The organism is Pseudoxanthomonas mexicana, from assembly GCF_014397415.1.
GTDB lineage: Bacteria > Pseudomonadota > Gammaproteobacteria > Xanthomonadales > Xanthomonadaceae > Pseudoxanthomonas_A > Pseudoxanthomonas_A mexicana.
Map to the genome: position 1 here is coordinate 2,515,867 of NZ_CP060731.1, position 25,534 is coordinate 2,541,400.

A 25,534-nucleotide genomic window follows, 5' to 3' on the forward strand; every position below is an offset into this window, starting at 1 on the left:
GAGTCCGTCTGCCGCGATGCCGCGGCAGACGTGTCGGCCGGATCAGGGCTTGGCGGGCTCGGCAGCGGCGGCGTCGGCTTCCGCCGCCGCATTCGTTGCATCGCTGTTGTCGCCCTTGACCGCGCGGCCGATGGCCCGGCCGATGTCCTTGCCGGCTTCATGGTTTTCGGTGTGGCTGGTGCGGCAGTCTTCCGCATCGCCTTCGTCCATCGACGCGTAGGGCTGGAAGGCCGGCAGCGCGGCAGCGAGGTCCTGCTGTGCCTTGTAAAGCCCAGGCAGACGGTCGCAGATCTTCATCGCTTCAGCCTCCACCTTCTTGGCCTCGGCTTCGATCTGCTTGTCGATCTGGTCCGGATTGCCGCTGAAGACGCCCTTCACCGCAGCGCCCACCGCCTTGCCGGCGAGCTTGGCCCCTTCCTTGCCGGTGGCGATGCCGGCGTCGGCGATGCCGCCCAGCTCGCGGTGATAGGCGACCAACAGCGTCCGCTGCGTATCGCTCACTTCCACCTTCTTGCCGCCGACGATGAAGTCGCCCTTTGCCGAAATTTCAGCCTGTGGATGACCGGTCGCGTTCAGGGTGAGGTTCTGGCCCCACAGCGCGCGCGAGACGGCGACGTCGTCTCCTTCCCCGGCGTCGGGCGCCTTGTCCTTGCCCGAACAGGCGGACAGCAGCACGAGGGACAGTGCAAGAGCGAGCGGTGCGAATCGGGTCATGGTCTTTCCTGGAATTTCAGTGATGTTTCGGGATATCGAGGGTGCCGGTGACGCCTTCGTGGTCGACATCACCACTTCCGAGCGAGCGGACGGTCAGTGCGCCGGCGACATTGCGCGCTTCCACGCCGCCGGAGCCAACCGAGCCGACCACCACATCGCCGGTGATGTCGCGCAGCTCGGCGCCACCGGAACCGATCGAGTCTATCTCGGCACCGCCACCGCGCGACAGGCTGAAGCTGCCCGAGCCGATGCTGCCGACGCGGGTGCGACCGTGCACGCTGTCGGCCTCCACGTCGCCCGAACCGATCGAGACGACCTTGAGGCTGCCGGCGCCGTGGATGTCGATATCCCCCGAGCCCACCGAGACGGCGGCCAGCCCGCGGATATCGCGCCCCACGGCGTGGCCCGATCCCACGTCGGCGCTGAACACGGGGGCGCCCGTGACCTTGGCCTCACCCGACCCGATTTTCACCTGCACGGGCAGATGGTCCGGCAGGGTCGCCGTCAGGTTCATGTAGGCGTAGTTGCTGCCGAAGGAGATGCCGCTGAAGCTGCCCTCCTGGTACAGGCGCACGATCAGTTTGTCGCCGGCGCGGCGCTGTTCGATCTTCAGCCGCGCCAACCGGTCGGCATGGCTGCTGCAGGCGCGGCCGCTCATCGCGGCGGGGGCCCCTGCGCGCGATTCCACCGTCAGGTCGTGGGGCCCGACCTCGAATACCACGGCCTTGGCATCGCCGGTGTCCAGTACGAGCTGGCGGGGAGATTCGTGCTTGCAGTACCGGTCGGAGGCCGACGCGGGCGCCGACAGCGCCAGCGCGGCGAGCAGGGAGGAAGCGATCAGGACGGTACGCATTCTGAGTCTCCGGGAGTGATCGTGTCGGATGGGGCCGCGACTGCCGGCGAACGCGCGCTATCGGCTCGCGAACTCGCGGCGCATCTCGTTCTCGCAGTCCTCGACATCGTCCGCCTCCAGCGTGGCGTAAGGACGGAACGCGGGAAGCGTGGCGGACAGGCGTTGCCGGCGGTCCCGCAGCGCCGGCAGGCTCAGGCAGATCTGCCGCACGCCGGGTTCGACGGTCTCGCGGACGGTCTTCTCGATGCGCCGCTCCAGGCTGCCGGTCATCGCGCCGAACATCAGACTGAAGAGGCCGCGGTCCACCGCATCCAGCGCCGCCTGGGCACTGCGCTCGCCGATGTCGATGCCGGCCTTGGCGATGGCGATGACCTCGCCACGGTAGAGCAGCAGTTCCTGGCGCTGGTGGCGGTCGATGGCGACCGGTCTGCCTTCGATGAGGAAATCACCCAGCGGAGTGATTTCCGCCTGGGGCAACGCGCGATCCGCATGGGAGGCGCGCGCATCCGACATGCCGAAGCGAAGACTGTCGCCCAGTTGCAGGTTGCCGGTGTCGAGTTCGCGACGGGCAGCGGCGAGCTCGGTACGGACTTCACTGCGGGCATCGGCGAGGTCGGCGCTGATCTCGTTGTCGATGCGGGTATCCCCGGCGTTCGCCGTCTGTACCGCGAGCGGAAGAAGGCTGGCCAGGAACATCGTCATCAGCATGCGTGGTTTACGCGTGGAGTGCATGGCGTGTCCTCTTCGTCGTCTGGATCGATGTCGGTGGCGTTGATACGCGGGCTAACGCGCGGGTTGGGGCGGGAAACCTCAGAAGGTCCAGTTGCCGTCGCCATTGGCGTCGCCGCAGTCGTCCACATCGGCCTGGTCCATCGTGGCGTAGGGCGCGAACTCGGGCAGGGCGGCGGAAAGCGCCTGCTGTGCCGACAACAGGCCGGGCAGGCGCGTGCACAGCTGCGCGACCATGGGCTGGATCTTGGCCTTGGCCTGCTCGCCGACCTGCTTGCCAATCTGGTCGCCGTCCTGGCCCGCCAGGACTCCTTTCAGCGCGGAGGCGGCTGCGTCGATGCCGACACGGGCCCCCTCCATCCCGATCGCCATGCCATCGCCGACCACGCCGAGCAGTTCGCCGCGGTAGGCCAGCACCAGCGCCTTCTGTTCCGGGGTGGTCGCGACGGCCTTGCCTTCGATCAGCAGGTCACCGGCCGGCGTGATCTCGGCCTTGGGCAGGTGCTGTTTCTCGTTGCGGTTGAGCGAAATGTTCTCGCGGGCCAGGCGGTCGCGTGCGGTGGCGATCTCTTCGCGGGCCTTGTCCATTTCCTGGCTGGCCTCGCCCAGTCCCTTGGCGGCTTCGTCCATCGCCTTGGCCACCACGCCCGTGGGGGCCTGGTTCTTGTCGGTCGGCTGGCACGCCGCCAGGGCGATCATGCCGAGCACGATGAGGGGGCGCGTCCGTGAAAGAGAAAGGTGCATGTCCGGTTCCTGAAAGGGGCGGGCCCGGGTGGGCCCGCCTGGAAAGGCTGACTGGCGATTATTCGCTTTCGCGCCAGCGACGCAGATGGATCGCGCCGACGATCAGGGCCACGCCGATGGCGGCGCCGATCCACAGGTCCGCGGTGGCGAAAGCGTGCCAGCTGCGGGTCAGGTCGATGGCGTTGGCCAGTTCGTCCGGCGTGTTGATCTCGGTGTGCGGGTTGGCGGCGCCGCCTTCCAGCGTCGGGAACCACGCGCCCGGCACCACGCTCAGCAGACCGCGGTAGACCACCGTGTACCAGACCAGGTCGTGACGGATATCCAGGCCCGGCAGGATGTCGGTCATGCTGACGATCACGCAGGCCAGCACCGGCACCAGCACCGCCCACAGGAACGGCTTGCTGCGCGCCCAGGCCGAGCAGAACATCAACCAGCCGACCGCAGGCAGCGACCACATCATGTACACGGGCAGCGAGCTGATCACGCCGCCGATCACACGCAACGGGTGGGAGTGGGTGAACATCGCGCCACCGGCCGGCAGGCCGTTGACGGTGATGGTCAGGGCAGAGATCAGCCACATCGCCACGCCGATCAGGATGCCGATACCGATGGCCAGCAGCGGTGCCAGGACCAGCGCCCAGGCCAGCTTGGACAGCACCATGTGGGTGTCGGAGACCGGCAGCGACTTCCAGAACAGCACGCTGCGGTCGCGGCGGTCGTCGTAGAGGGTGCCCAGGGCGTAGAAGAACACCACGAAGGCCAGTACCACGCAGGCCAGGATCACACCGCCCAGCAGCATGCCGTCACCGATGCCGCCGACGATCTGGTGCGCCTTCTCCGGTGCATCGTCGATGACGAAACCGCCACCGTCCATCGACCGCCGTGCGGCGATGCTGCCGATCACGGCCAGGATCAGGTTCAGTACCAGGAAGATGCCGCCGGTGATCACCGGCGCCCAGAAGAAGCCTCCGCGGTTCTCCCAGAACTCGCGCTTGATCAGCCATTTGAACGCGCCCGGCTTGGAGGGCTTGCCCAACGTCGAAGTCACGGCGTTCATGCGTAGGTTCCTTTCATGATGGCGACGAACAGGTCGGCCAGGCCAGGGGTACGGGTTTCGCCCAGCGGGGCGAGTTGCGCCTGCGGCACGCCGTCGAACAGCAGGACGGTCTTGCCGAAGGGCAGGGCGCGCTCGTCGATGGGTTTCAGGGCGCGGGCCTGCTCGACCGCCTCGCCGCTGACGAGCACTTCGGTGTAACGCTCGGCCACTTCGTCCATCTGCGCGGTCAGCGCGATCCTGCCGTCGCGGATGAACATCACGTCGGTGAGGATGTGTTCGATCTCCTCGACCTGGTGGGTGGTGACGATGATGGTCTTCTGTTCGTCGAAGTAGTCCTCCAGCAGGCGCTGGTAGAACTGCTTGCGGTACAGGATGTCCAGGCCCAGCGTGGGCTCGTCCAGCACCAGCAGCTTGGCGTCGATGGCCATCACCAGCGCCAGGTGCAGCTGCACGATCATGCCCTTGGACATCTCGCGCACGCGCAGGTTGGGCTTGAGCTGGGTATTGGCCAGGAAACGCTCGCACTTGGCGCGGTCGAAGCGCGGGTGCACGCCGTCCACGAAGTCGATGGCTTCCTTGACCTTCATCCAGCGCGGCAGCACGGCCACGTCGGCGATGAAGCACACGTCCTTCATCAACTCGTCGCGATCCTTGCGCGGATCCAGGCCCAGTACCTTCAGCTGGCCTTCGAACGGAATCAGGCCCAGGATGGCCTTCAACGCGGTGGTCTTGCCCGCGCCGTTGGGACCGATCAGGCCGATGATCTTGCCGGCCTCGATCTGGAAGCTGGTGTCGTTCAGCGCAAGCTTGTTCTTGTAGGCCTTGCGCAGGCCGTGGGCCGACACCACGGCATTGGCGATTGCGGCGTTCATCACTTGTTCCCCTTGGATTGCAGCAGATCTTCGATGGACAGGCCCAGGCGCTCGATGCGCTCGGCGACGGCCGGCCATTCTTCGGTCAGGAACCGCTCGCGCTCGCTGCCGCGCAGCTTCTTGGACGCTTCGTCGGTGACGAACATGCCCAGGCCGCGGCGCTTCTCCACCAGGGCCTCGTCGGCCAGTTCCTGGTAGGCGCGCGATACGGTGATCGGATTCAGCTGGTACTCCGCCGCCACCTGGCGCACGGAGGGCAGGGCGTCACCCGGCTTCAGGATCCCGTCCAGCATCATGGCGATCACGCGATCCTTCAGCTGGCGGTAGATGGGGGCGCCGTCGCTCCATTGGATGGATGTCATGGCTCAGCTCCTCGGACGCAGCGATTGGCCAAAGGAGAAGTAGGGCATGGCCAGCGAGGCCCGGGCCCGACGCTTGTGTTGCCGTGCCTGCGGGTTGCCGTCATCGCCGGCGACCTCGGCGGCATCGGATTCCAGCGCGCCGACCAGCGCGGTGGATTCCACGTCGGCCGTGCGCGCACCGGTGACGGTCGCCAGCACGCCGATGGCCAGCAGCAGGCCGCCGACGGCCAGGCTGGGCAGTGTGTGGGTCAGTTTCTGGTTCATGGCATCCCCCCCTGAGTTGGGTGAGTGGTGTTGTATTCAACTATAACACCAAAACACAGGCCGTCAACTGGGTTGCGGGGTTTTGTCACCCAACTGAAGGCATACTTGTCATGTTCGTACTAGTGGAGTGGCTCATGGCATCTAAGTTGTTGAAATCAATAGCTTTTGTTGCGCTTCTGGGCGCCGCGTCAGCGGCCTTGGCGGCGGGTTTGCTGGATGTCAGCTATCGGCCGCTGACCGGCAAGACGCCCGTGAACCTGAAGGAACGCTATGCCGGCCAGGTACTGCTGGTGGTCAATACGGCCAGCAAATGCGGTTACACGCCGCAGTACGAGGGCCTGGAGGCCCTGCACCAGCGGTACACGCCCAAGGGGTTCGCCGTGCTCGGCTTTCCCTCCAATGACTTCAGGGGCCAGGAACCCGGCACCGAAAAGGAGATCCAGGAATTCTGCACGCTGACCTACGGCGTGAAGTTCCCCATGTTCGAGAAGGTCTCCGTGGTCGGCGAAAACGCCACGCCGCTGTACAAGGCAATGACGCAGGCGACCGGCACGGCGCCGGGATGGAATTTCCACAAGTACCTGATTTCGCGCGACGGGCGCGTGGTCGCCCAGTTCCCCAGCAAGACCAAGCCTGACGATCCGGCGCTGGTGGCCGCGATCGAGCGCGAGCTTGCGGCTCCGCGTGCGGCGCGCTGACGCTGCCGTGCAGGGCGACAGGCGTGCCACAATAGGCGTTTGGCGCCATCTTCCCGGCGCGGGCTCCAGGAGTGAAAGGATGAAGCGGTCGGTCCGCGGCGTAGCCGCGTTGTTGGGAATCTCGTTTTCTATGCTGGGAGGCAGCGTGGCTGCACAGGAAAAAACCGCGCTGGTGACCGAGCGCGACAAGGTCAGCTACGCCATCGGCGTGGACGTCGGCAATTCGCTGCAGCCGGTGGGTCCGTTCATGGACACCGCGGCGTTCGAGCGGGCGATCGTCAACACGTTCGCGGGCAAGCCGGCGCTGATTTCCGAACAGGAAGCGCAGGCCACCGACCAGCTGCTGCGCGTGAACCTGGCGGTGGCCGACGGCCAGCCTATCCCCGGCATGCCGCCGGGCAGCGCCCCGCCGCCGGTGGACAAGACCAAGGTGGGCCTGTTCCTGGGTACGTACGTCGTCGGCCCCTCGCTGATGCCGTTCAAGGACGAGATCGATCCGGCCGTGCTTGCGCAGGCGGTGCGCGCCGTGGCCGGCAAGACCGGCACGCCGCTGCTGACCGTGGAACAGGCGCAGACGGAGATGAAGGCCTACATGACCAAGCGCCAGGCCGGCCTTGCCCAGCGCAACCGCGAAGAGGGCGCCAAGTTCCTCGCCGGGAACAAGACCAAGCCGGGCGTGATCACCACGCCGTCCGGCCTGCAGTACATGGTGCTGCGGCAGGGCAATGGCCAGCGGCCCATGCCGACCAGCCGCGTGCGCGTCAACTACGAAGGAAAGCTGTTGAACGGCGAGGTGTTCGACAGTTCCTACGCCCGTGGCGAGCCGGCGGAATTCCCGCTCAACGGCGTGATCGCCGGTTGGACCGAAGGCGTGTCGCTGATGCCGGTCGGGGCCAAGTACCGTTTCTGGATCCCGTCCAACCTGGCCTACGGCGAGGGCGGCGCGCCGGGCGGCAAGATCGGACCGGACGCCACGCTGACGTTCGACGTGGAACTGATGGGCATCCTGCAATAAGCCCCTGATCCAATAACGGTTCCCAAGGGCAGGAAGTCAGCAGATGCGCGTCGCAATTTTCGGCACGGGTTATGTGGGTCTGGTGACGGGCACCTGCCTGGCGGAGGTCGGTCACGACGTGATCTGCGTCGATATCGACCCGGCCAAGGTGGACGGGCTCAACCAGGGCATCGTGCCGATCTACGAGCCTGGCCTGTCGCCCATGGTCAAGGCCAACCACGCCGCGGGGCGCCTGCGTTTCACCACCGATGCCGCGTCGGCCATCGCCCACGGCGACGTGCTGTTCATCGCGGTGGGGACGCCGCCCGATGAGGATGGCAGCGCCGACCTGCAGTACGTGCTGGCGGTGGCACGGACGATTGGCCGCCACATCGGGCGCCCGTGCACGGTGGTGAACAAGTCCACCGTCCCGGTGGGAACGGCCGACAAGGTGCGTGCCGCGATCGAGGTCGAACTGGCCGCGCGCGGCGCGGATGTCGCCTTCGACGTGGTTTCCAACCCCGAGTTTCTGAAGGAAGGCGATGCGGTCAACGACTGCATGCGTCCGGATCGTATCGTGATCGGAGCGGCGCACCCGCAGGCGGTCGAGCGGCTGCGGCGCCTGTACGCGCCGTTCAACCGCAACCACGAACGCATCGTGGTCATGGACGTGCGTTCGGCCGAACTGACCAAGTACGCGGCCAACGCGATGCTGGCCACCAAGATCAGTTTCATGAACGAGATCGCCAACATCGCCGAACGCGTGGGGGCGGATGTGGAGCACGTGCGCCAGGGGATCGGTTCCGACCCGCGCATCGGCTGGCACTTCATCTACCCGGGCGCCGGCTACGGCGGCTCCTGCTTCCCGAAGGATGTCCAGGCGCTGGCGCGCACCGCGCAGCAGCACGGCTACGTGCCCGAGCTCCTGCAGGCGGTAGAAGGCGTCAATGATCGCCAGAAGGGCCATCTTTTCGAACTGCTGCAACGCCACTACGACCGCGGCGAGGACGAAGGCGTGCGCGGCAAGACCTTCGCGGTGTGGGGGCTGGCGTTCAAGCCCAATACCGACGACATGCGCGAAGCCAGCAGCCGTAGGCTGCTGTCCGAGCTGTGGGAGGCCGGTGCGCGTGTCCGCGCCTACGATCCCGAAGCCCACGAGGAGGCGTCGCGCATCTTCGGTGAACGCGACGACCTGGTGCTGTGCCGGGATGCGTACGCCGCGCTGGAAGGCGCCGACGCGCTGTTCGTGGTGACCGAGTGGAAACAGTTCCGCAGCCCGGACTTCGTCCGCCTGCGCGATGCGCTGGGCGACGCGGTGATCTTCGATGGCCGCAACCTCTACGACCCGGTCGAGGTGGAGGCCGCGGGCATTGCGTATTACGGGATCGGGCGCGGGAGGTCCGTGCATGCAGGCTGAGCCGACACGACAGGGCGATGCACTGGAACGCCGACTGGTGGAACTGGAAACCCGTCTTGCGTTCCAGGAGCACTCGCTGAATGAACTCAGCGAGGCCCTGGCCGACGCGCGCGCGGAGAACCAGCGTACGGCGCTGCTCCTGCGTCACATGGTGGAAGAGCTGGGCAAGGTGCGTACCTCGCTGTTCGAGGACCCGGCCAGCGAGCCGCCGCCGCCCCATTATTGATACGCTGCCGCCACGGCACGTCCCCACGAACGACTCATGAGCGATTCCCTTCGAGACCAGTTGCTGGGCCTGGGCTTCAAGCCGGCGCCCAAGCCCGAACGCAAACCGGAAGCACGCAAGCCAGACGCACGCAGGCCCGGCCCGCGGCCGCCCGGCAAGGGCGCTGCGCCGCCGCCGCGCACCGGCCCGGGCGGCAAGCCGCGGCCGTCGCAGGGACAGTCGCGCAAGCCGCGTTCGCAGGAAGAGATCGATCTGGCGAAGGCATACGCCATCCGCGCCCAGCGCGAGAAGGACGAGCGGATCGAAGCCGAGCGCGTGAAGCAGGAGGAGGCCCGCCTGCGTCGCGAGGCGAAGGCCAAGCTCGAGGCCTTCCTGAAGGACAAGGCGCTGAACGATGCCGAGGCCGACATCGCCCGGCATTTCCCCTACGGCGGCAAGATCAAGCGCATCTACGTCAACGCCGAGCAGCTGAAGGCGCTCAATGCCGGCGAGCTGGGCGTGGTGCAGCAGAATGGACGCTACCTGCTGGTGACATCCGACGTGCTGGCCGAAGCCGAAGCGATCTTCGCGGCGGCCGTGGCGCTGAAGGTCGACCCGAACGCGACCGCCGAGGAAGACCCCTACGCGGATCCGAAATACCAGGTGCCCGACGACCTGGTGTGGTGACCCGGGCGGGTGACGGCATGCGCCTGTGCCTGTTGCCGGGGCTGGATGGCACCGGTCGTCTGTATGCGCCGCTGATTCAGGCATTTGGCGATGCGGTCGAGGTCGAGCCCTGGACGTACGACAGCGGCCATTTCCACAGCTATGCCGCGCTGGCCGATGCGTTCGAGTCCACAATGCGGCGCCATGCGGATGTCGTGCTGGTGGCCGAGTCCTTCGCCGGACCGCTGGCGGTCATGCTCGCGCACCGGCACCCTGCGAGGGTAAGGGCCGTCGTGCTGGCGGCCAGCTTCGTGCACAACCCGCTTCCGGTCAGCGCCCTGTTGGCCAACGTGCTGCAGCGGATGCCGGCCATCACGCCACCGGTATTCGCGCTTGAGCGACTGCTGGCCGGTGAGGGTATGCCGTCGGACCTGCGAAAAGAACTGGACCTTATCCTCGACGCGATACCGGTGGATGTGCTGCGGCGTCGCGCGCTGGCTGCCCTGCGGGTGGACGTACGTGATGAGCTCGCGGGCCTGACCATGCCGCTGCTCTATCTGCAGGCCGGGCACGACCGGTTGATCCGGCCCCGTGCGGGACGCGACATCGCACGTCTGGCGCGCAACGCACGACGGGAGACGATCGCGGCCCCCCACTTCCTGTTTCAACTCGCTCCCGTAGAAGCCGCAGCGGCGATCCGGCGCTTCCTCAGTCAGCTGCGCTGAATCGACCGGTCAGTTGCATCAGGCGGTGCGAGAAGGCGCCGGACGCACCAGCCACCGCCACACGATGACGGCGGCAAGCAGGGCGGTGGCCGACGACGCCACGAAGGCGGTCTCGCCGCCGAAGCGCCACAGCTGTCCCGCCAGCAATGCGCCGCACACCCCGCCGACGCCTGACGACAATCCATAGAACACGCCCTGGCCATGGCCGTTGAGGCGACCCGGGAAGAATCGCACCAGCAACTGCATGGCGGCCGCGAAGAACGCGCCGAAGTTCAGTGCATGGGTCAGCTGGGCCAACACCATCAGCGGTGTGTTGTCGGGAAACAGCGCCGTCATCAGCCAGCGGACGGATGCGCTGAGCAGGGCGAACATCAGCACGCGCGCAGCATCCCAGCGACGGAAGATGCGGCTGGAGAGGAAGAACACGGCGATCTCGGCCAGCACGCCCACGGTCCACAGTACGCCCTGCGTTGCGGTGCTGTAGCCGTGTTCGGAAAGGTAGATCGAGAAGAACGTGTAGAACGGACCGAACGACACCTGGGTCAGGAATGCGGCGACGAAGAACGCGATGACGTGGGGCTGGCGCAGGCGTGCGCGGAAGCCTTCGTCCGCTGCCGTCCGCGAGGCGTCCGGGTCGTGCGCGTACCGGTTGATCAGCGCCGACCCCAGCACGGCCGCCAGCACCGGCAGCATCAGCCAGGGCAGGGCGCCGATGCCGAGCCGTCTTGCATCGATCAGCCAGCCGAACGAGGCCACGACCACGATGAAGCCGATCGACCCCCATACGCGGATCAGGCCGTAGCGATCGCTGCGCGCCGCCAGGTGCGACATGGTGATCGACTCGAACTGCGGCATTACGGCGTTATAGGCGAAGCAGAACGCCGTCATCACGACGAACAGGCCCACGTAGTTCAAGGGCAGCAGGAACAGCGCAAAGCTGCCCACGGCCAGCGCGCACCCCAGGTGCAGCCAGCGGATCGGCTGCGGCGAGCGGGCGGCCAGCGTCGTCCACAACGAGGGCGAGACGATGCGCGTGGCGTACCACAGGCTCATCAGCACGCTGATGGCGGTGACGCCCAGCCCGCGCGATTCCAGGTACAGGCTCCAGTACGGCGTGAACGCGCCCAGCACGGCGTAGTAGAAGAAATAGAAGCTGGACAGCCGCGCGGCGGGATAGTCCGACATGCCGGTCGTCGCGTTCATGGTGCCCGGTCCGCGGACGCCGCTGCGGACGTCATCCGGATGGGGCAGCAGGGGAGGGGCGACGGCATGGCGGGACGACCACGGAGAAGGTGGCGCATTCTAGCCGGGCGCGCGCCGCCTCATTCCGGATCGTAGTCCAGGTTCGAGGCCAGCCAGCGCTCCACCTGCGCGATTTCCACGCCCTTGCGCCGGGCATAGTCCGCCACCTGTTCCTTCGACACCCGCCCCACCACGAAATACTGGCTCTGCGGATGGCTGAAGTAATAGCCGGACACGGCCGCGGTCGGCAGCATCGCGAAGCTCTCGGTCAACGACATGCCGGCATGGCTGCCCGCATCCAGCAGGCGGAACAGCGTGGCTTTCTCGCTGTGCTCCGGGCAGGCCGGATAACCGGGTGCCGGGCGGATGCCGATGTACTTCTCCGCGATCAGTGCTTCGTTGTCGAGCGTTTCGTCGGCGACGTAGCCCCAGAACTCGGTGCGCACGCGCTGGTGCAGGCGTTCGGCCAGCGCCTCGGCCAGGCGGTCGGCCAGGGCCTTGAGCAGGATGGCGTTGTAGTCGTCGTGGTCGGCCTCGAAGCGGGCCACGTGCGCGTCGATGCCGATGCCGGCGGTGACGGCGAACATGCCGATCCAGTCCTGCCGCCCGGAGTCTTTCGGGGCAATGAAGTCGGCCAGGCAGAAGTCCGGGCGTTCGACCGGCTTGTCGACCTGCTGGCGCAGGAAGTGCAGGCGCTCGCTGCGTCCGTCGACCGTCAGTTCGACATCGTCGCCGATGCTGTTGGCCGGCCACAGGCCGAACACCGCCTTCGCCGTCAGCCATCGCTCGTCGACGATCTTCGCCAGCATCGCCCTCGCATCCCGGTACAGTTCGCTGGCCTGCGCGCCGACCACGTCGTCGGTCAGGATCGCCGGATACTTGCCGAACAGTTCCCAGGCATTGAAGAACGGCGTCCAGTCGATGCAGTCCACCAGTTCGTCGAGCGGGTAGTCGTCGAACACGTGCAGCCCGGGCTGGCGGGGCGCGGGCGGCGTGTAGTCGGCCCAGCCGCCATCGAACTTCTGTCCGCGTGCCTTCTCCAGCGATACCAGGCGCTTGGCGTCGCCGCGGTTCTTGTGGCGTTCGCGGATCTCGGCGTAGTCGGCGTCGTTGGCGGCCACGAAGGCGGCACGCATGTCGCGCGAGATCAGCGACTGCGCCACGCCGACCGCGCGCGAGGCATCCTTCACCCAGACGGTGGGAGCCTGGTAATGCGGATCGATCTTCAGCGCCGTGTGCGCGCGTGAAGTGGTCGCGCCGCCGATCAGCAGCGGCGTGTCAAAGCCCTGGCGCTGCATTTCGCGCGCCACGTGGGTCATCTCCTCCAGCGACGGCGTGATCAGGCCGGACAGGCCGATCAGGTCGGCGTTCTCGGCTTTCGCGGTGTCGAGGATCTTCTGCGTGGGCACCATGACGCCCAGGTCCACCACATCGAAGTTGTTGCAGGCCAGCACTACGCCGACGATGTTCTTGCCGATGTCGTGCACGTCGCCCTTGACGGTGGCCATGACGATCTTGCCGTTGGACTTGCCGACATCGCCGGTGCGCAGCTTCTCGGCCTCGATGAAGGGCAGCAGGTAGGCGACGGCCTTCTTCATCACGCGCGCGGACTTCACTACCTGCGGCAGGAACATCTTGCCGGCGCCGAACAGGTCGCCGACCACGTTCATGCCGTCCATCAGCGGACCTTCGATGACGTCCAGCGGACGCGCGGCCTGGCGGCGCGCTTCCTCGGTGTCCTCGTCGACGAAGGCGTCGATGCCGTGTACCAGTGCGTGCGCCAGGCGCTCGCGCACCGGCTTCTCGCGCCAGGCCAGGTTCTCGACCGGCGCCTCGCCCTTCCTGCCCTTGTAGCGGTCGGCGATCTCCAGCAGCCGTTCGGTCGCGTCCTTGCGGCGGTTGAGGATCACATCTTCCACCCGCTCGCGCAGCTCCGCGTCCAGATCGTCGTAGACGGGCAGGCCGCCGGCATTGACGATGCCCATGTCCATCCCGGCCTGGATGGCGTGGTACAGGAACACCGAGTGGATGGCCGCGCGGACCGGTTCGTTGCCACGGAACGAGAACGACACGTTCGAGACGCCGCCCGACACGTGGCAGTGCGGCAGCGTCCGCTTGATGATGCGCGTGGCTTCGATGAAGTCCACGGCGTAGTTGTCGTGCTCCTCGATGCCGGTGGCGACCGCGAAGATGTTCGGATCGAAGATGATGTCTTCCGGCGGGAAGCCCACCTCTTCGGTCAGGATGCGGTAGGCACGCGTGCAGATCTCGACCTTGCGCGCGCAGGTGTCCGCCTGGCCGGTCTCGTCGAAGGCCATGACCACGGCGGCCGCGCCGTAGCGCAGCACCTTGCGGGCATGCTCGACGAAGGCTTCTTCGCCCTCCTTCAGCGAGATCGAGTTGACCACGCCCTTGCCCTGCAAGCATTTCAGGCCGGCCTCGATCACGCTCCACTTGGAGGAGTCCACCATCACCGGGATGCGCGCGATGTCGGGCTCGGAGGCGATCAGGTTGAGAAAGCGGACCATCGCCTTCTCGGAATCGATCAGGCCCTCGTCCATGTTCACGTCGAGGATCTGGGCGCCGTTGGCGACCTGCTGTCGCGCGACCTCGACGGCTTCCTCGTAGCGTTCTTCCTTGATCAGCTTGCGGAACTGCGCACTGCCGGTGACGTTGGTGCGCTCGCCCACGTTGACGAACAGCAGGTCGGGGGTGATGACCAGCGGTTCCAGGCCCGACAGCCGCGTATGGCGTGCGGCCGCGCTCATGCGGCCTGCTCCAGGCTGGCGGGCAGCCGCCGCGGCGGCAGACCGGCGACGGCCTCGGCGATGGCCCGGATGTGGGCGGGCGTGGTGCCGCAGCAGCCTCCGACCAGGTTGAGCAGGCCGGACTGGGCGAACTCCTTCAGCGTGGCCGCCATTTCCTCCGGCGTCTCGTCGTACTCGCCGAAAGCGTTGGGCAGGCCGGCGTTGGGATGCGCGCTGACATAGGCATCGGCCACCGTAGCGAGCGTCTCCACGTGCTCGCGCAGGTCCCGGGCGCCCAGCGCGCAGTTGAGCCCCACCGACAGGGGGCGGCCGTGCGCCACGGACGTGTAGAACGCCTCGGCGGTCTGGCCCGACAGCGTGCGTCCCGACGCATCGGTGATGGTGCCGGAAATCATCACCGGCAGGCGCCCGCCACGCGCCTCGAACACTTCTTCGATGGCGTACAGGGCCGCCTTCGCGTTGAGCGTGTCGAAGATCGTCTCGACCATCAGGGTGTCCGCCCCGCCGTCGATCAGGCCTTCGATGGCCTCGCGGTAGGTGCCGCGCAGTTCGTCGAAACTGGTGTTGCGGAAGCCAGGATCGTTGACGTCCGGGCTGATCGACGCGGTGCGGCTGGTGGGGCCCAGCACGCCGATCACGAAGCGCGGCTTGTCGGGCGTCGTGGCCTCGATGGCGTCACAGCACGCCCGTGCGACCTGCGCACCGGCCTTGTTCAGCTCGTACACCAGGTGTTCGAGGTGGTAGTCGGCCTGGCTGATAGACGTTGCGTTGAACGTGTTGGTCTCCACCAGGTCCGCGCCCGCCTCGAGGTAGGCGGTATGCACGCCGGCGATCACTTCCGGCTTGGTGAGCAGCAGCAGGTCGTTGTTGCCCTTGAGGTCGTGATCGCAGCCGGCGCCGTGTTCATGCGCGTGCTGCGCATCGCAGCCGGTGGCGAAGCGTTCGCCGCGGTAGTCGGCTTCCTGCAGGCCGTGGCGCTGGATCATCGTGCCCATGGCGCCGTCGATGACCAGGATGCGTTCTTCCAGGGCCTGGAGCAGCAGTCCGGCGCGGGCAGGGTGCAGCCAGGGGAGGGTCTTCATGGCTTCACCGCGGTCAACGAAAGCACTTCGAAATGGGGCGGACGGCGCTCCCGGGTGACGGTCTCGGCATTGGCGATCTCCAGCCCGGCCTTCTCGGCGAACTTGCGCAATTCCTTTTCCGAGAAACCCAGGTTGACGTGGCCGTAGGCTTCCACGACCGAGCGGTGCTCATGCCTGGCCAGGCTGCTGAGCAGCAGGCGGCCCCCTCTGCGCAGCACGCGCGCGGCTTCCGCCACGGCCTGTGCCGGCTTGGTGGAATAGGTGAGCGCATGCATCAGGACCACCAGATCGAAACTGGCGTCCTTGAACGGCAAGGCATGCATGTCCCCCTCGCGGACTTCCACGTTGGGGAAACGGCGCAGCCGCTCGCCGGCGGCCGCGACGACGCGGGCGCTGGTGTCGATGCAGATGTACCGCTTGGCGTGCGGCGACAGAAGTTCGGCCAGCACGCCGTCGCCGGAGGCGATGTCCAGCACGTCGCCCGTCTCCAGCAAGGGCAGCGCGGTGCGCGCCAGCGCTTCCCAGGTGCGCCCGGGGGAGTAGTGGCGCTCCATGTCGCCGGCGACGCTGTCGGCCCAGTTCTGGTCGGCGGCACGATTGGCCAGCACGCCGGCCACGCGTTCGGCGTCCTGGCGCAGCAGCGGATCGTCGCTGCCGTCGCGCAGGCTGCGCCAGAGTTCGCGCTGGACCGTGTCTAGGTTGTCCTCGTCGAAGCGGTAGTAGGCCGAAACCCCCGCGCGGCGATCGCGCACCAGGCCGGCTTCCTTCAGCTTGGCCAGATGGGTGGATACGCGCGGCTGTGCCAGCTGGGTGATGGCGGACAGTTCGGCCACCGTCAGCTCCTCGCGGGCCAGCAGGGCCAGCAGGCGGACGCGGGTGGCGTCGGCGAACACCTTCAGCCGGGTCGACCAGGCTTCCAGATCCATGAATATCTTCCTATCGCGATATAGAGATATTTTGACGGCCTGCCCCGGGCCGGGTCAACCCACGGCATACGGCCACGCATGGTCGCGGGTTACAATTGGTATTCAATGTTTGTCTGTCGAGGGGTAGCCGTGGATTTCGCGTTTAACGAAGAACAGTTGATGATCCAGGACGTCGCGCGCCGGATCGCCCAGGAGAAGATCGGCCCCAGCGCCGAACACCACGACAGGACCGGCGAGTTCCCGCTCGAGAACATCCGCCTGCTCGGCGAGAACGGCCTGATGGGCATCGAAGTCCCCGCCGAATATGGCGGCGCGGGCATGGATCCGATCGCCTACGTGCTGGCCATGATCGAGATCGCGGCGGGCGATGCCGCGCACTCGACCATCATGTCGGTCAACAACTCCCTGTTCTGCAACGGCATCCTGACCTTCGGTACCGAGGAGCAGAAGCAGAAGTACGTGCGCGCCATCGCCGAGGGCCGCGAGATCGGCGCGTTCGCGCTGACCGAACCGCAGTCGGGCTCCGACGCCACCGCGATGCGTTGCCGCGCCGTGAAGCACGCCGACGGCAGCTTCGTCGTCAACGGCAAGAAGAGCTGGATCACCTCCGGCCCGGTGGCCAAGTACATCGTGCTGTTCGCGATGAGCGAACCCGATAAGGGCGCGCGCGGCATCACCGCGTTCATGATCGATACCGAGAAGGCCGGCTTCCACCGCGGCAAGACCGAGCCGAAGCTCGGCATCCGCGCATCGGCGACGTGCGAGATCGAGTTCACCGACTACGTGGTGGGCCCGGAAGACGTGCTGGGCAAGGAAGGCGAGGGCTTCAAGATCGCCATGGGCGTGCTGGATGCCGGCCGTATCGGCATCGCCAGCCAGGCCATCGGCATCGCGCGGGCCGCCTACGAGGCCACGATCGCCTACGTGAAGGAGCGCAAGGCGTTCGGCGCGCCGATCGGCACGTTCCAGATGACCCAGGCGAAGATCGCCGACATGAAGTGCAAGCTGGACGCCGCCACGCTGCTGACGCTGCGTGCGGCGTGGGTGAAGGGCCAGGGTCAGCGCTTCAGCAACGAAGCGGCCATCGCCAAGCTCACCGCCTCCGAGGCGGCCATGTGGATCACCCATCAGGCGCTGCAGATCCACGGCGGCATGGGCTACTCGAAGGAAATGCCGATCGAGCGCTACTTCCGCGATGCCAAGATCACCGAGATCTACGAGGGCACCAGCGAGATCCAGCGCCTGGTGATCGCCCGCAACGAGACCGGCCTGCGCTGAGGTCTGCCCGCATCCGCCGAAGAAGGACGCCGCCCCGCAGGGCGGCGTTCTTCGTTCGGTGGCACGGGTACGCACGACCCCCGTCTTTGGTCATGGGACCACGGGGCCGACCGTCCGCTAGAGTGGCCCGATGCGGGGGTGCGTCCCCCGTTTTCCTCCTGGAGACCCCGATGCGCAAAACCCTGATCGTCTGTGTCCTCACCCTGGCGCTCGCCGCCTGCGACAAGGGCAATGCCCCGGCGGCCGGCGCTGCCGACACCGCGGCCCCGGTGGCGTCCGCCGCCGACATCGCCGCCGAGAGCAAGCGGCTGAACGAGTGGTTCGACAAGAAGTACGAGGAACAGTTGAAGTTCAGCCCGATCCAGCTGACCTTCCAGGGCCGCAAGGACCTGTACGACCAGGTCGACGACATGTCCGAGCAGGCCCAGCGCGACCAGGTCGCCTGGCAGAAGGCCAGCGTCGAAGAGATGGAGAAGACCTTCGATTACGCCAAGCTCGACGACGAAGCCAAGCTGTCCTACGACCTGTGGAAGCTGCAGTACGAGAACGCGCGCGACGGCCTGCCGTTCATGGTGGACGGCTACGCCTTCGACCAGATGAACGGCGCGCAGGGCTTCTGGCCCACGTTCCTGATCAGCTTCCACAAGGTGGAGGAGGAATCCGACTACACCGCCTACATCGCACGCCTGAACGCCACCAGTCGCGCATTCGACCAGTTGCTGGAACGTGCGCGCGCCTCGGCCGCGCAGGGGATCCGTCCGCCCAAGTTCGCCTACGAGGGCGTCATCGATCAGGCGAAGAAGGTCATCACCGGCGCCCCCTTCTCTGCGGGCAAGGACGCGGCGATCTGGGCCGACGCCCAGGCCAAGGCGGACGCGCTGGTGAAGGCGGGCAAGATCGACGCCGCCCGCGCCACCGCGCTGAAGGATGAGGCGCGCAAGGCGCTGCTCGAGCAGTTCAAGCCTGCCTACGATCGCGTGATCGCATGGAGCGAGGAGGAGCTGCCGAAGGCGGCGGTCAACGCAAGCGGCGTGGGCAGCACGCATCCGAACGGCAAGGCCTACTACGAGTACCAGCTGCGCCAGATGACCACCACCGGCATGACGGCCGAGGAGATCCATGCGCTGGGCCTGAAGGAAGTGGAGCGCATCAAGGGCGAGATGACGGCACTGAAGGACAAGGTGGGCTTCAAGGGCGACCTGGATGCCTTCTTCGCCTTCATCGACAGCGACAAGCAGTTCAAGTACCCCAACACCGATGCGGGCCGCCAGGCCTATATCGACGATGCCACGCGCGCCATCGACAACATCAAGAAGGTGCTGCCGGAGTACTTCGGCCTGCTGCCGAAAGCGGACCTGGTGGTGAAGCGCGTGGAGGCGTTCCGCGAACAGGACGGCGCCGCGCAGCACTATTACCCCGGCACGCCGGACGGTTCGCGCCCGGGCATCTACTACGCCCACCTGTCCGACATGAATGCGATGCCGAAGCCCGAGCTGGAAGTCATCGCCTACCACGAGGGTCTGCCGGGCCACCACATGCAGATCTCCATCGCGCAGGAGCTGACGGGCGTGCCGAAGTTCCGCACCCAGTACAACACCACGGCCTACGCCGAGGGCTGGGGCCTGTACGCGGAATGGCTGGCCAAGGAAATGCCGGGCACCTACCAGGATCCGTATTCGGAATTCGGCCGCCTGAGTTCGGAGATGTGGCGTGCCATCCGCCTGGTGGTGGATACGGGCCTGCATGCCAAGGGCTGGACCGAGCAGCAGGCGGTGGAGTACTTCGACGCCAACAGCGCGGTGCCGCGTGCCGCGATCGAGTCGGAGGTGATGCGTTACCTGACGAATCCTGGCCAGGCCACCGGCTACAAGGTGGGCATGATCAAGATCCAGGAACTGCGCCGGAAGGCGGAAGCCGAGCTGGGCGGGAAGTTCGACATCAAGGGCTTCCACGACACCGTGCTGGGCGGCGGCGCACTGCCGCTCATCCTGCTGGAGCGGCGCGTGGACCAGTGGATCGCGAAGGAGAAGGCCAAGCAGGCCTGATCCGTTTTCCGTGCAACCAGACACGAACCCCGGCTTCGGCCGGGGTTCCTGTTTCTGCGGTCAGTGCGCCTTGTTGAGGAGGGCGAGGTTCGAAGGAAGCCATGCATCGAAAGTCGACGGCGCACGGCCGGTCAGCGTGGCGAAATCATCCGTCACCTCGGCCAGGTCGCCCGCGGCCGTGGCCACATCGAACGAGGTGAAGACGTCCGCCAACACGGGCGGGAAGCCATGCGCGCGCAGTCCCTCTGCGAGTTGCTCCGCGGTGACGTCGACGACGGTCAGCGGCCTGCCCGTGGCGGCACTGACTTTCGCGGCAATCTCGCGTGCGTTCAGCGCCTGGGTGCCGGTCAGCGTGAGGGTGCGGTTCCCGTTGCTGTCGGAGGCAAGCGCGACGGCGGCAGCAAGGGCCAGGTCATCGCGAGCGATGTAGGACACGCCGCCTTCGCCGGCGGCGGTGACCCATTCGCCCGATGCGAGCGCGGACGGGAGTGCGTAGGCCAGGTTCTCCGCATACCAGGCGTTGCGCAGGAGCGTCCGCCCCAGGCCCGACGCCGCCAGTGCCTGCTCGGTGCCCAGATGGTCCGGCGCAAACGACACGTGCGAGATGTCCGGCGAGGGCAGCGAGGTGTAGACGACATGCTTCACCCGGGCCTCCACCGCCGCCTGCACGGCGGCGCGATGCTGCACCAGGCGCTTGCCCGGCTCCAGCAGGGTATCGGTGCTGACCAGCAGCAGGCGGTCGGCGCCGCGGAACGCCTCGGCCAGCGTGTCGGGCCGGTCGAAGTCGGCAGCGCGCACGGTCACGCCCTGGGCGGCGAGATCGGCCAGCGCCTCGGGCTTGCGGCTGGTGGCGATGACGCGGGCCGGGTCGATATTCAGGGTGTCCAGCAGGTGGCGCACGACGGCGCGACCGAGATGACCGGACGCGCCGGTGACGAGCAGGGTGGGGGCGGACATGGAAACTCCTTGGCTTGGTAACGAAAAGGACATTGGTTACCCTATGGTAGTAAAGGCGTCTGAGCCCACAAGCAGGGCGTTGGAAGTAACCCGGTTACTGCGCGGTAACCGATCCCGGAGTCCTTCATGACCCTGCACCGCCAATCGCTGATCCTCGTCGAAAATTGCCCGATCCGGGACGTGCTGGACCGCCTCGGCGACCGCTGGACCGTGCTGGTGCTGCATGAACTCGCGACCGGAACACTGCGCTTCTCCGAGATCCGCAAGCGGGTGGCGGACATATCGCCACGCATGCTCGCGCAGACGTTGCGTCACCTCGAGCAGGACGGCCTGGTCCGCCGTGAAGTGTTCCCGACGGTACCGCCACGCGTGGACTACGCGCTGACACCGCTGGGCGAGTCCTTCTTCGAGCGCGTGGAAATGCTGGCCCAGTGGGCAGCCGATCACCACGACGAGGTCCGCGCCGCACGCAAGGCCTACGTGGCGCCGGTGGCGAACGCGCCGAAGTAGGCGCAAAAAAAGCCCCGGCATGCCGGGGCTTTCTCATTGCATCGACCGCACGACGGGTCAGTGTCCGGGCGCGGTTTCGCCCTCCACGGACGGCGCCGTCTCGTCGGCATCCTTGCGGTCGTGCGCATGGTCACGCGCCAGGTACAGGTAGAACGCCGGCAGCACGAACAGGGTGAACATCGTGCCGATGGTCATGCCCGAGGCGATCACCACGCCCATCGAGAAGCGCGAGGCGGCGCCCGGGCCGCTGGCGATCAGCAGCGGGATCATCGCGAACACCAGCGCCGCGGTGGTCATCAGCACCGGGCGCAGGCGGATGGCCGCCGCCTCCTCGATGGCCTCGCGCTTGGACAGGCCACGCTCGACCTGCAGCTTGTTGGCGAACTCCACGATCAGGATGCCGTGTTTGGAGATCACGCCGACCAGCGTCACCAGGCCTACCTGGGTATAGATGTTGATGCTCATGCCGGGGAACGCTTCGATCTGCATGAATCCCAGGATGCCGCTGAGCAGCGCCAGCACGTTGAGCGTCAATAGCGCGCCGCAGATCGCCATCGGCACTGTCAGCAGCATGATCAGCGCATCGCGGAAACTCTCGAACTGCGCCGACAGCACCAGGAAGATGACGATCAGCGCCAGTGCCAGCGTCACCAGCATCGCCGCGCCTTCCTGCTTGAACTGGCGCGACTCGCCGGCGTAATCCACCGAGTAACCCTGCGGCAATACCTCCTTTGCCGCCTGGTCGAGGATGGCCAGCGCCTCGCCCTTGCTCACGCCGGGGCGCGGGGCGAAGGTGATCGACACCGCGTTCAGCTGCTGGAAGCGCTTGAGCGATTGCGGCTGCGCGCTTTCCTTCAGGGTCACGATAGTCGACAGCGGGATCAGCTCACCGTCGCGGGTGCGGGTGTAATAGTTCTCCAGGTCGCTGGCATTGAGGCGGTCGCTGCGCTGCACCTGCGGGATCACCAGGTACGAGCGGTTCTGCATCGCGAAGCGGTTGGTGTAGCCGCCGGACAGCATGGCCGCCATGTCGGCCGCCAGCGTACGCATGTCGATCCCCAGGCTGGCCGCCTTGTCGCGGTCGATGTTGACCTCGATGCGCGGCTTGTCGATCTTCAGGTCCTTGTCCAGGAAGATGAAGCGCTTGCTCTCCATCGCCTTCATCAGGATCTGGTCGGCCAGTTCGGCCAGCTGGCTCAGCTCGCCCACGCCGCCGATGACGAACTCGCCGCCACCGCCGTCGCCGCCGGCGCTCGGCAACGAGGGGGGCACCAGCGCGAAGATGTTCAGGCCGCTGACCTGGCTCATCTTCGGCTGTAGCTCCTGCTGGAGCACCGCGTTCGTGGAACGGTCGCGCTCGCTCCACGGCTTCAGCACGAAGCCGGCCATCGCCATCGGGCTGGCGCCACCGCCGCTGCCGCCGAAGCCACCGTTGAACAGGAAATAGTCCTGCACCTCGGGCACGCCCTTGGCGATCTGGGTGACCTCCTCGGTGTAGCGCTCCACATAGTCCAGGGTGGAGTAGGGGTCCGCGCTGGCGACCGAGAAGATGAAGCCCTCGTCCTCCAGCGGCGCGGGCTCCTTCGGCGCGGTGATGTACAGGAACACGCACGAGACCAGTACCAGCAGGCCGAACACGCCGACCACCGACTTCGTTTCCAGGGTGCCGTGCAGGCGCCGCTGGTAGCCGGCGTTGAGCTTGTCGAAACGCGTGTCCAGCCACTTCTCCAGCTTGCCCTTGCCCCCCTCGCTGTGGGGCTTGAGCATCTTGGCGCACATCATCGGGCTGAGCGTCAGCGCGATCACGCCGGACAACAGCACCGAGCCGGCCAGGGTGAAGGCGAACTCGGTGAACAGCACGCCGGTCAGGCCGCCCTGGAAGCCGATCGGCAGGTACACCGCGACCAGCGTGGTGGTCATCGCCACGACCGGCCAGGCCAGTTCCCGTGCGCCCTTGATCGCCGCGTCGTGGGGCGACATTCCCTCCTCGATATGCCGGTGGATGTTCTCCAGCACGATGATGGCGTCGTCCACGACGATGCCGATCGCCAGCACCATCGCCAGCAGGGTCAGCAGGTTGATGGTGAAGCCCATCAGCAGCATCAGGAACAGCGAGCCGACCAACGACAGCGGCACGGTCACCGCCGGGATCAGCACGCTGCGCAGCGATCCCAGGAACAGGAAGATCACCACGATCACGATGACCACCGCTTCCACGATGGTGCTGACCACCTCGTCGATGGCGTCCTGGATCTGCTCGGTGCTGTCGTAGGGGATCGTCGCCTTGATGCCTTCCGGCAGCTGCGGGACGATCTCGTTGTCCCACAGCGTGCGCACGTTCTTGATGACGTCCAGTGAGTTCGCGTCCGGGGACACGAAGATGCCCATGAACGTCGCGGCCTCGCCGTTGATGCGCACCGACGTGCCGTAGCTTTCGGAACCCAGCTGCACGTCGGCCACATCGCCGAGCCGCACGATGGCGCCGTTCTGTTCGCGGATGATCAGCTGGCGGAACTCGTCGGCGTTGCGCAGGTCGGTACGGGCCGTCATGTCGATGGCGACCATCTGGCCTTTCGTGGAACCCACCGCCGCCAGCACGTTGTTCGACGACAGGGCGTTGGACACATCGCTGGCCGTCACCTGCAGGGCGGTCATGCGGTCGGGCTTCAGCCAGATGCGCATGGCGAACGTGCCCGCCCCCAGGATGTCGGCACGCTGCACGCCCGACACGGTGACCAGCTTGGGCTGGACCACGCGGGTCAGGTAGTCGGTGATCTGGTTGTTGTCCAGCGTCTCGCTGGCGAAGGACACGTACATGGCCGCGATCTGCTGGCCCTGCTGCAGGTCGATCACCGGGTCTTCCGACTCCGGCGGCAGCTGGCCGCGCATCTTGTTGACCTTCGCGGCGATCTGGGTGAGTGCCTCGTTCGGGTCCTGGTCCAGGCGGATGTAAGCCTGGATCTGGCTGACGCCGGCCGAACTGGTCGAACTGAGGTACTCGATGCCTTCCGCGCTGGCGACTTCCCGCTCCAGCGGCGTGGTGATGAAGCCCTGGATCAGGTCCGCGTCGGCGCCGTAGTACACGGTGCTGATGTTGACCACGGCGTTGCGCAGTTCGGGGTACTGGCGCACGTTCAATTCGGTGAACGAGCGCAGGCCGAACAGCAGGATGAACAGGCTGACGACGATCGCCAGAACCGGTTTGTTGATGAAGATGTCGGTGAATTTCATGCCGGCGCTCCGTCAGCGGTTCTCGGGCTTCGGCTGTGCCTCGCTGACCGGCTGCACCTTGTTGTTGACCACCACCTCGGCATCGTTGCGCAGCTTCAGCAGGCCGCTGGTGGCGACGCGTTCGCCCGGCTTGAGGCCTTCGGTGACGGCGATCAGGTCACCACGGGTGGCGCCGGTCTTCACGAAGCGCTGGCGCACCACCAGCTTCTTGCCCGTCAGGGGCTTGCCCTGCATGTCCTTCTCGCCTTCGGCACGCTGCACTTCCTGGATCACGTACACCGCATTGCCGTAGGGGTTGAAGCTGATGGCGGTCTGCGGCACCACCACCACCTTGCGGCTGTCGCCGGTGTCGAAACCGACGTGCGCGAACGCGCCGGGGCGCAGGTTGTACTCGGGGTTGTCGAGCGTGGCCTGGACCTTGAAGTTGCGGGTGGCGGCATCGACCTGCGGCTCCACCGCGGTGACCTTGCCTTCGAAGACCTGGCCCGGCAGCGCATCGACCGTGGCGCGGATGACGGTACCCGGCAACACCTGGCCGACCTGGCGCTCGGGCAGGGTGAAGTCCAGGTAGATCGGGTCCAGCGCCTGCAGGCTCACGATGGGATCGCCCGGGTTGATGAACTGGCCCAGGTTGACCTGGCGGATGCCGAGCACGCCGTCGAACGGCGCGCGGATGGTCTTCTGCGCGATCAGCGCACGCTGCGCCTCCACCTGGGCCAGCGAAGTCGCCGCCACCGTGGCGCGCTCCTCGGCTTCGGCCTGCGAGACCAGCTTGTCGCGCGCGAGCGCCTGCCAGCGGTCGCGCTGGACCGCGGCCAGCTTGGCCGAGGCTTCCAGCGACTTCAGCACGGCCAGTTCATTGGCGGTGTTGAGCTGGGCCAGCACTGTCCCGGCCTTGACCGGCTTGCCCACGTCGATGGACAGGCTGCGCACCACGCCCCCGGCTTCGGTGGTGACGTCGGTGCCGTTGACGGCCACGAACGTGCCCACGGCCTGCTGCGCGTCGACCCATTCCTCTTCCTTCGCGGTCCAGTCGGTCACCGTGGAGGCGGGTTGGGGCATGTTGTCGAAGAAGTCGTTCATGCCCTTGCCCATGATGGCCTTTACGGCGAATACGCCGCCAAAGATCACCACCACGCCCACGAGCATCAGGATCATGCGCTTGGTCGTGGAGGGCGTTTTCCGTGCGTTGGGG

At 66.7% G+C, this 25,534-nt stretch carries 24 protein-coding genes; 9 read left to right on the forward strand and 15 right to left on the reverse strand.

Translation table 11 applies throughout. The features are described 5' to 3' along the window. Window positions 1–42 precede the first annotated feature (42 nt). The 8 genes from IAE60_RS11850 to IAE60_RS11885 all read right to left on the reverse strand — a co-directional run bounded on the left by IAE60_RS11850 (window position 43) and on the right by IAE60_RS11885 (window position 5,595). A complete protein-coding gene (locus IAE60_RS11850; RefSeq protein ID WP_187572405.1) occupies window positions 43–714 on the reverse strand; it encodes a YggN family protein in 672 nt (223 codons plus the stop codon). Between the two features lie 16 nt (window positions 715–730). After that, complete coding sequence (locus tag IAE60_RS11855) at window positions 731–1,567, reverse strand: hypothetical protein (protein WP_187572406.1); 837 nt, start codon at window positions 1,565–1,567, stop codon at window positions 731–733. Window positions 1,568–1,624: 57 nt separating this feature from the next. Continuing rightward, window positions 1,625–2,299: a hypothetical protein gene (locus tag IAE60_RS11860; RefSeq protein ID WP_187572407.1), complete on the reverse strand. Its 675-nt coding sequence runs from the start codon at window positions 2,297–2,299 to the stop codon at window positions 1,625–1,627. A 78-nt stretch (window positions 2,300–2,377) separates the two neighbouring features. After that, on the reverse strand, window positions 2,378–3,040 hold the full coding sequence (locus IAE60_RS11865) for a YggN family protein (protein WP_187572408.1): 663 nt from the start codon (window positions 3,038–3,040) through the stop codon (window positions 2,378–2,380). Between the two features lie 58 nt (window positions 3,041–3,098). Then, on the reverse strand, window positions 3,099–4,097 hold the full coding sequence (locus IAE60_RS11870; RefSeq protein ID WP_162108808.1) for an ABC transporter permease: 999 nt from the start codon (window positions 4,095–4,097) through the stop codon (window positions 3,099–3,101). Next, window positions 4,094–4,969 (reverse strand): ABC transporter ATP-binding protein, encoded by an 876-nt coding sequence (locus tag IAE60_RS11875; RefSeq protein ID WP_162108809.1) that lies wholly within the window; start codon window positions 4,967–4,969, stop codon window positions 4,094–4,096. The genes IAE60_RS11870 and IAE60_RS11875 overlap by 4 nt, the downstream gene beginning before the upstream one ends. After that, on the reverse strand, window positions 4,969–5,331 hold the full coding sequence (locus IAE60_RS11880; protein ID WP_162108810.1) for a GntR family transcriptional regulator: 363 nt from the start codon (window positions 5,329–5,331) through the stop codon (window positions 4,969–4,971). The genes IAE60_RS11875 and IAE60_RS11880 overlap by 1 nt, the downstream gene beginning before the upstream one ends. A gap of 3 nt (window positions 5,332–5,334) precedes the next feature. Beyond that, entirely contained in the window at window positions 5,335–5,595 is a 261-nt protein-coding gene (locus tag IAE60_RS11885; protein WP_185895993.1) for a hypothetical protein, read from the reverse strand. Window positions 5,596–5,729: 134 nt separating this feature from the next. Between IAE60_RS11885 and IAE60_RS11890 the strand changes: the two genes are divergently transcribed. From IAE60_RS11890 to IAE60_RS11915, 6 genes are all read left to right on the forward strand, one after another. Next, complete coding sequence (locus IAE60_RS11890; RefSeq protein WP_187572409.1) at window positions 5,730–6,293, forward strand: glutathione peroxidase; 564 nt, start codon at window positions 5,730–5,732, stop codon at window positions 6,291–6,293. 79 nt (window positions 6,294–6,372) lie between these two features. Beyond that, window positions 6,373–7,308: an FKBP-type peptidyl-prolyl cis-trans isomerase gene (locus tag IAE60_RS11895; protein WP_187572410.1), complete on the forward strand. Its 936-nt coding sequence runs from the start codon at window positions 6,373–6,375 to the stop codon at window positions 7,306–7,308. 43 nt (window positions 7,309–7,351) lie between these two features. Continuing rightward, window positions 7,352–8,704 (forward strand): UDP-glucose dehydrogenase family protein, encoded by a 1,353-nt coding sequence (locus IAE60_RS11900; RefSeq protein ID WP_187572411.1) that lies wholly within the window; start codon window positions 7,352–7,354, stop codon window positions 8,702–8,704. Continuing rightward, a complete protein-coding gene (locus tag IAE60_RS11905; protein ID WP_162108815.1) occupies window positions 8,694–8,930 on the forward strand; it encodes a SlyX family protein in 237 nt (78 codons plus the stop codon). The genes IAE60_RS11900 and IAE60_RS11905 overlap by 11 nt, the downstream gene beginning before the upstream one ends. A gap of 36 nt (window positions 8,931–8,966) precedes the next feature. After that, window positions 8,967–9,596, forward strand: a complete 630-nt coding sequence (locus IAE60_RS11910; protein ID WP_187572412.1) for a DUF2058 domain-containing protein — start codon at window positions 8,967–8,969, stop codon at window positions 9,594–9,596. A 17-nt stretch (window positions 9,597–9,613) separates the two neighbouring features. Further along, on the forward strand, window positions 9,614–10,300 hold the full coding sequence (locus IAE60_RS11915; protein ID WP_187572413.1) for an alpha/beta fold hydrolase: 687 nt from the start codon (window positions 9,614–9,616) through the stop codon (window positions 10,298–10,300). Window positions 10,301–10,318: 18 nt separating this feature from the next. Here IAE60_RS11915 and IAE60_RS11920 read toward each other — a convergent pair whose 3' ends face one another. From IAE60_RS11920 to IAE60_RS11935, 4 genes are all read right to left on the reverse strand, one after another. Beyond that, window positions 10,319–11,503: an MFS transporter gene (locus IAE60_RS11920; protein WP_244966561.1), complete on the reverse strand. Its 1,185-nt coding sequence runs from the start codon at window positions 11,501–11,503 to the stop codon at window positions 10,319–10,321. A gap of 119 nt (window positions 11,504–11,622) precedes the next feature. Further along, entirely contained in the window at window positions 11,623–14,310 is a 2,688-nt protein-coding gene (gene metH / locus IAE60_RS11925) for a methionine synthase (RefSeq protein WP_187572414.1), read from the reverse strand. Then, complete coding sequence (locus IAE60_RS11930) at window positions 14,307–15,392, reverse strand: homocysteine S-methyltransferase family protein (RefSeq protein ID WP_187572415.1); 1,086 nt, start codon at window positions 15,390–15,392, stop codon at window positions 14,307–14,309. The genes metH and IAE60_RS11930 overlap by 4 nt, the downstream gene beginning before the upstream one ends. Then, window positions 15,389–16,318: an ArsR/SmtB family transcription factor gene (locus IAE60_RS11935; RefSeq protein WP_185896000.1), complete on the reverse strand. Its 930-nt coding sequence runs from the start codon at window positions 16,316–16,318 to the stop codon at window positions 15,389–15,391. The genes IAE60_RS11930 and IAE60_RS11935 overlap by 4 nt, the downstream gene beginning before the upstream one ends. Window positions 16,319–16,447: 129 nt before the next feature. Here IAE60_RS11935 and IAE60_RS11940 point away from each other — a divergent pair, with 129 nt between their 5' ends. Further along, entirely contained in the window at window positions 16,448–17,596 is a 1,149-nt protein-coding gene (locus IAE60_RS11940; RefSeq protein ID WP_187572416.1) for an acyl-CoA dehydrogenase family protein, read from the forward strand. A gap of 170 nt (window positions 17,597–17,766) precedes the next feature. Further along, window positions 17,767–19,641 carry a DUF885 domain-containing protein gene (locus IAE60_RS11945; RefSeq protein WP_187572417.1) on the forward strand — a complete coding sequence of 625 codons (1,875 nt, stop codon included), beginning with the start codon at window positions 17,767–17,769 and terminating at the stop codon, window positions 19,639–19,641. Window positions 19,642–19,701: 60 nt separating this feature from the next. Here the strand turns inward: IAE60_RS11945 and IAE60_RS11950 are convergent, their stop codons facing one another. Then, the gene (locus IAE60_RS11950; RefSeq protein WP_187572418.1) at window positions 19,702–20,598 is read right to left on the reverse strand and encodes an SDR family oxidoreductase; all 897 of its coding nucleotides are present in this window, start codon (window positions 20,596–20,598) and stop codon (window positions 19,702–19,704) included. A 126-nt stretch (window positions 20,599–20,724) separates the two neighbouring features. On the opposite strand from IAE60_RS11950, the gene IAE60_RS11955 reads away from it, so the two are divergent. Further along, window positions 20,725–21,108: a winged helix-turn-helix transcriptional regulator gene (locus tag IAE60_RS11955; RefSeq protein WP_187572419.1), complete on the forward strand. Its 384-nt coding sequence runs from the start codon at window positions 20,725–20,727 to the stop codon at window positions 21,106–21,108. A gap of 57 nt (window positions 21,109–21,165) precedes the next feature. On the opposite strand, the gene IAE60_RS11960 is transcribed toward IAE60_RS11955, so the two are convergent. Both IAE60_RS11960 and IAE60_RS11965 read right to left on the reverse strand, forming a co-directional pair. Next, the gene (locus IAE60_RS11960) at window positions 21,166–24,339 is read right to left on the reverse strand and encodes an efflux RND transporter permease subunit (protein ID WP_187572420.1); all 3,174 of its coding nucleotides are present in this window, start codon (window positions 24,337–24,339) and stop codon (window positions 21,166–21,168) included. A gap of 12 nt (window positions 24,340–24,351) precedes the next feature. After that, window positions 24,352–25,497, reverse strand: coding sequence for an efflux RND transporter periplasmic adaptor subunit (locus IAE60_RS11965; RefSeq protein WP_222937119.1), 1,146 nt, complete (start codon window positions 25,495–25,497; stop codon window positions 24,352–24,354). Window positions 25,498–25,534 lie beyond the last annotated feature (37 nt).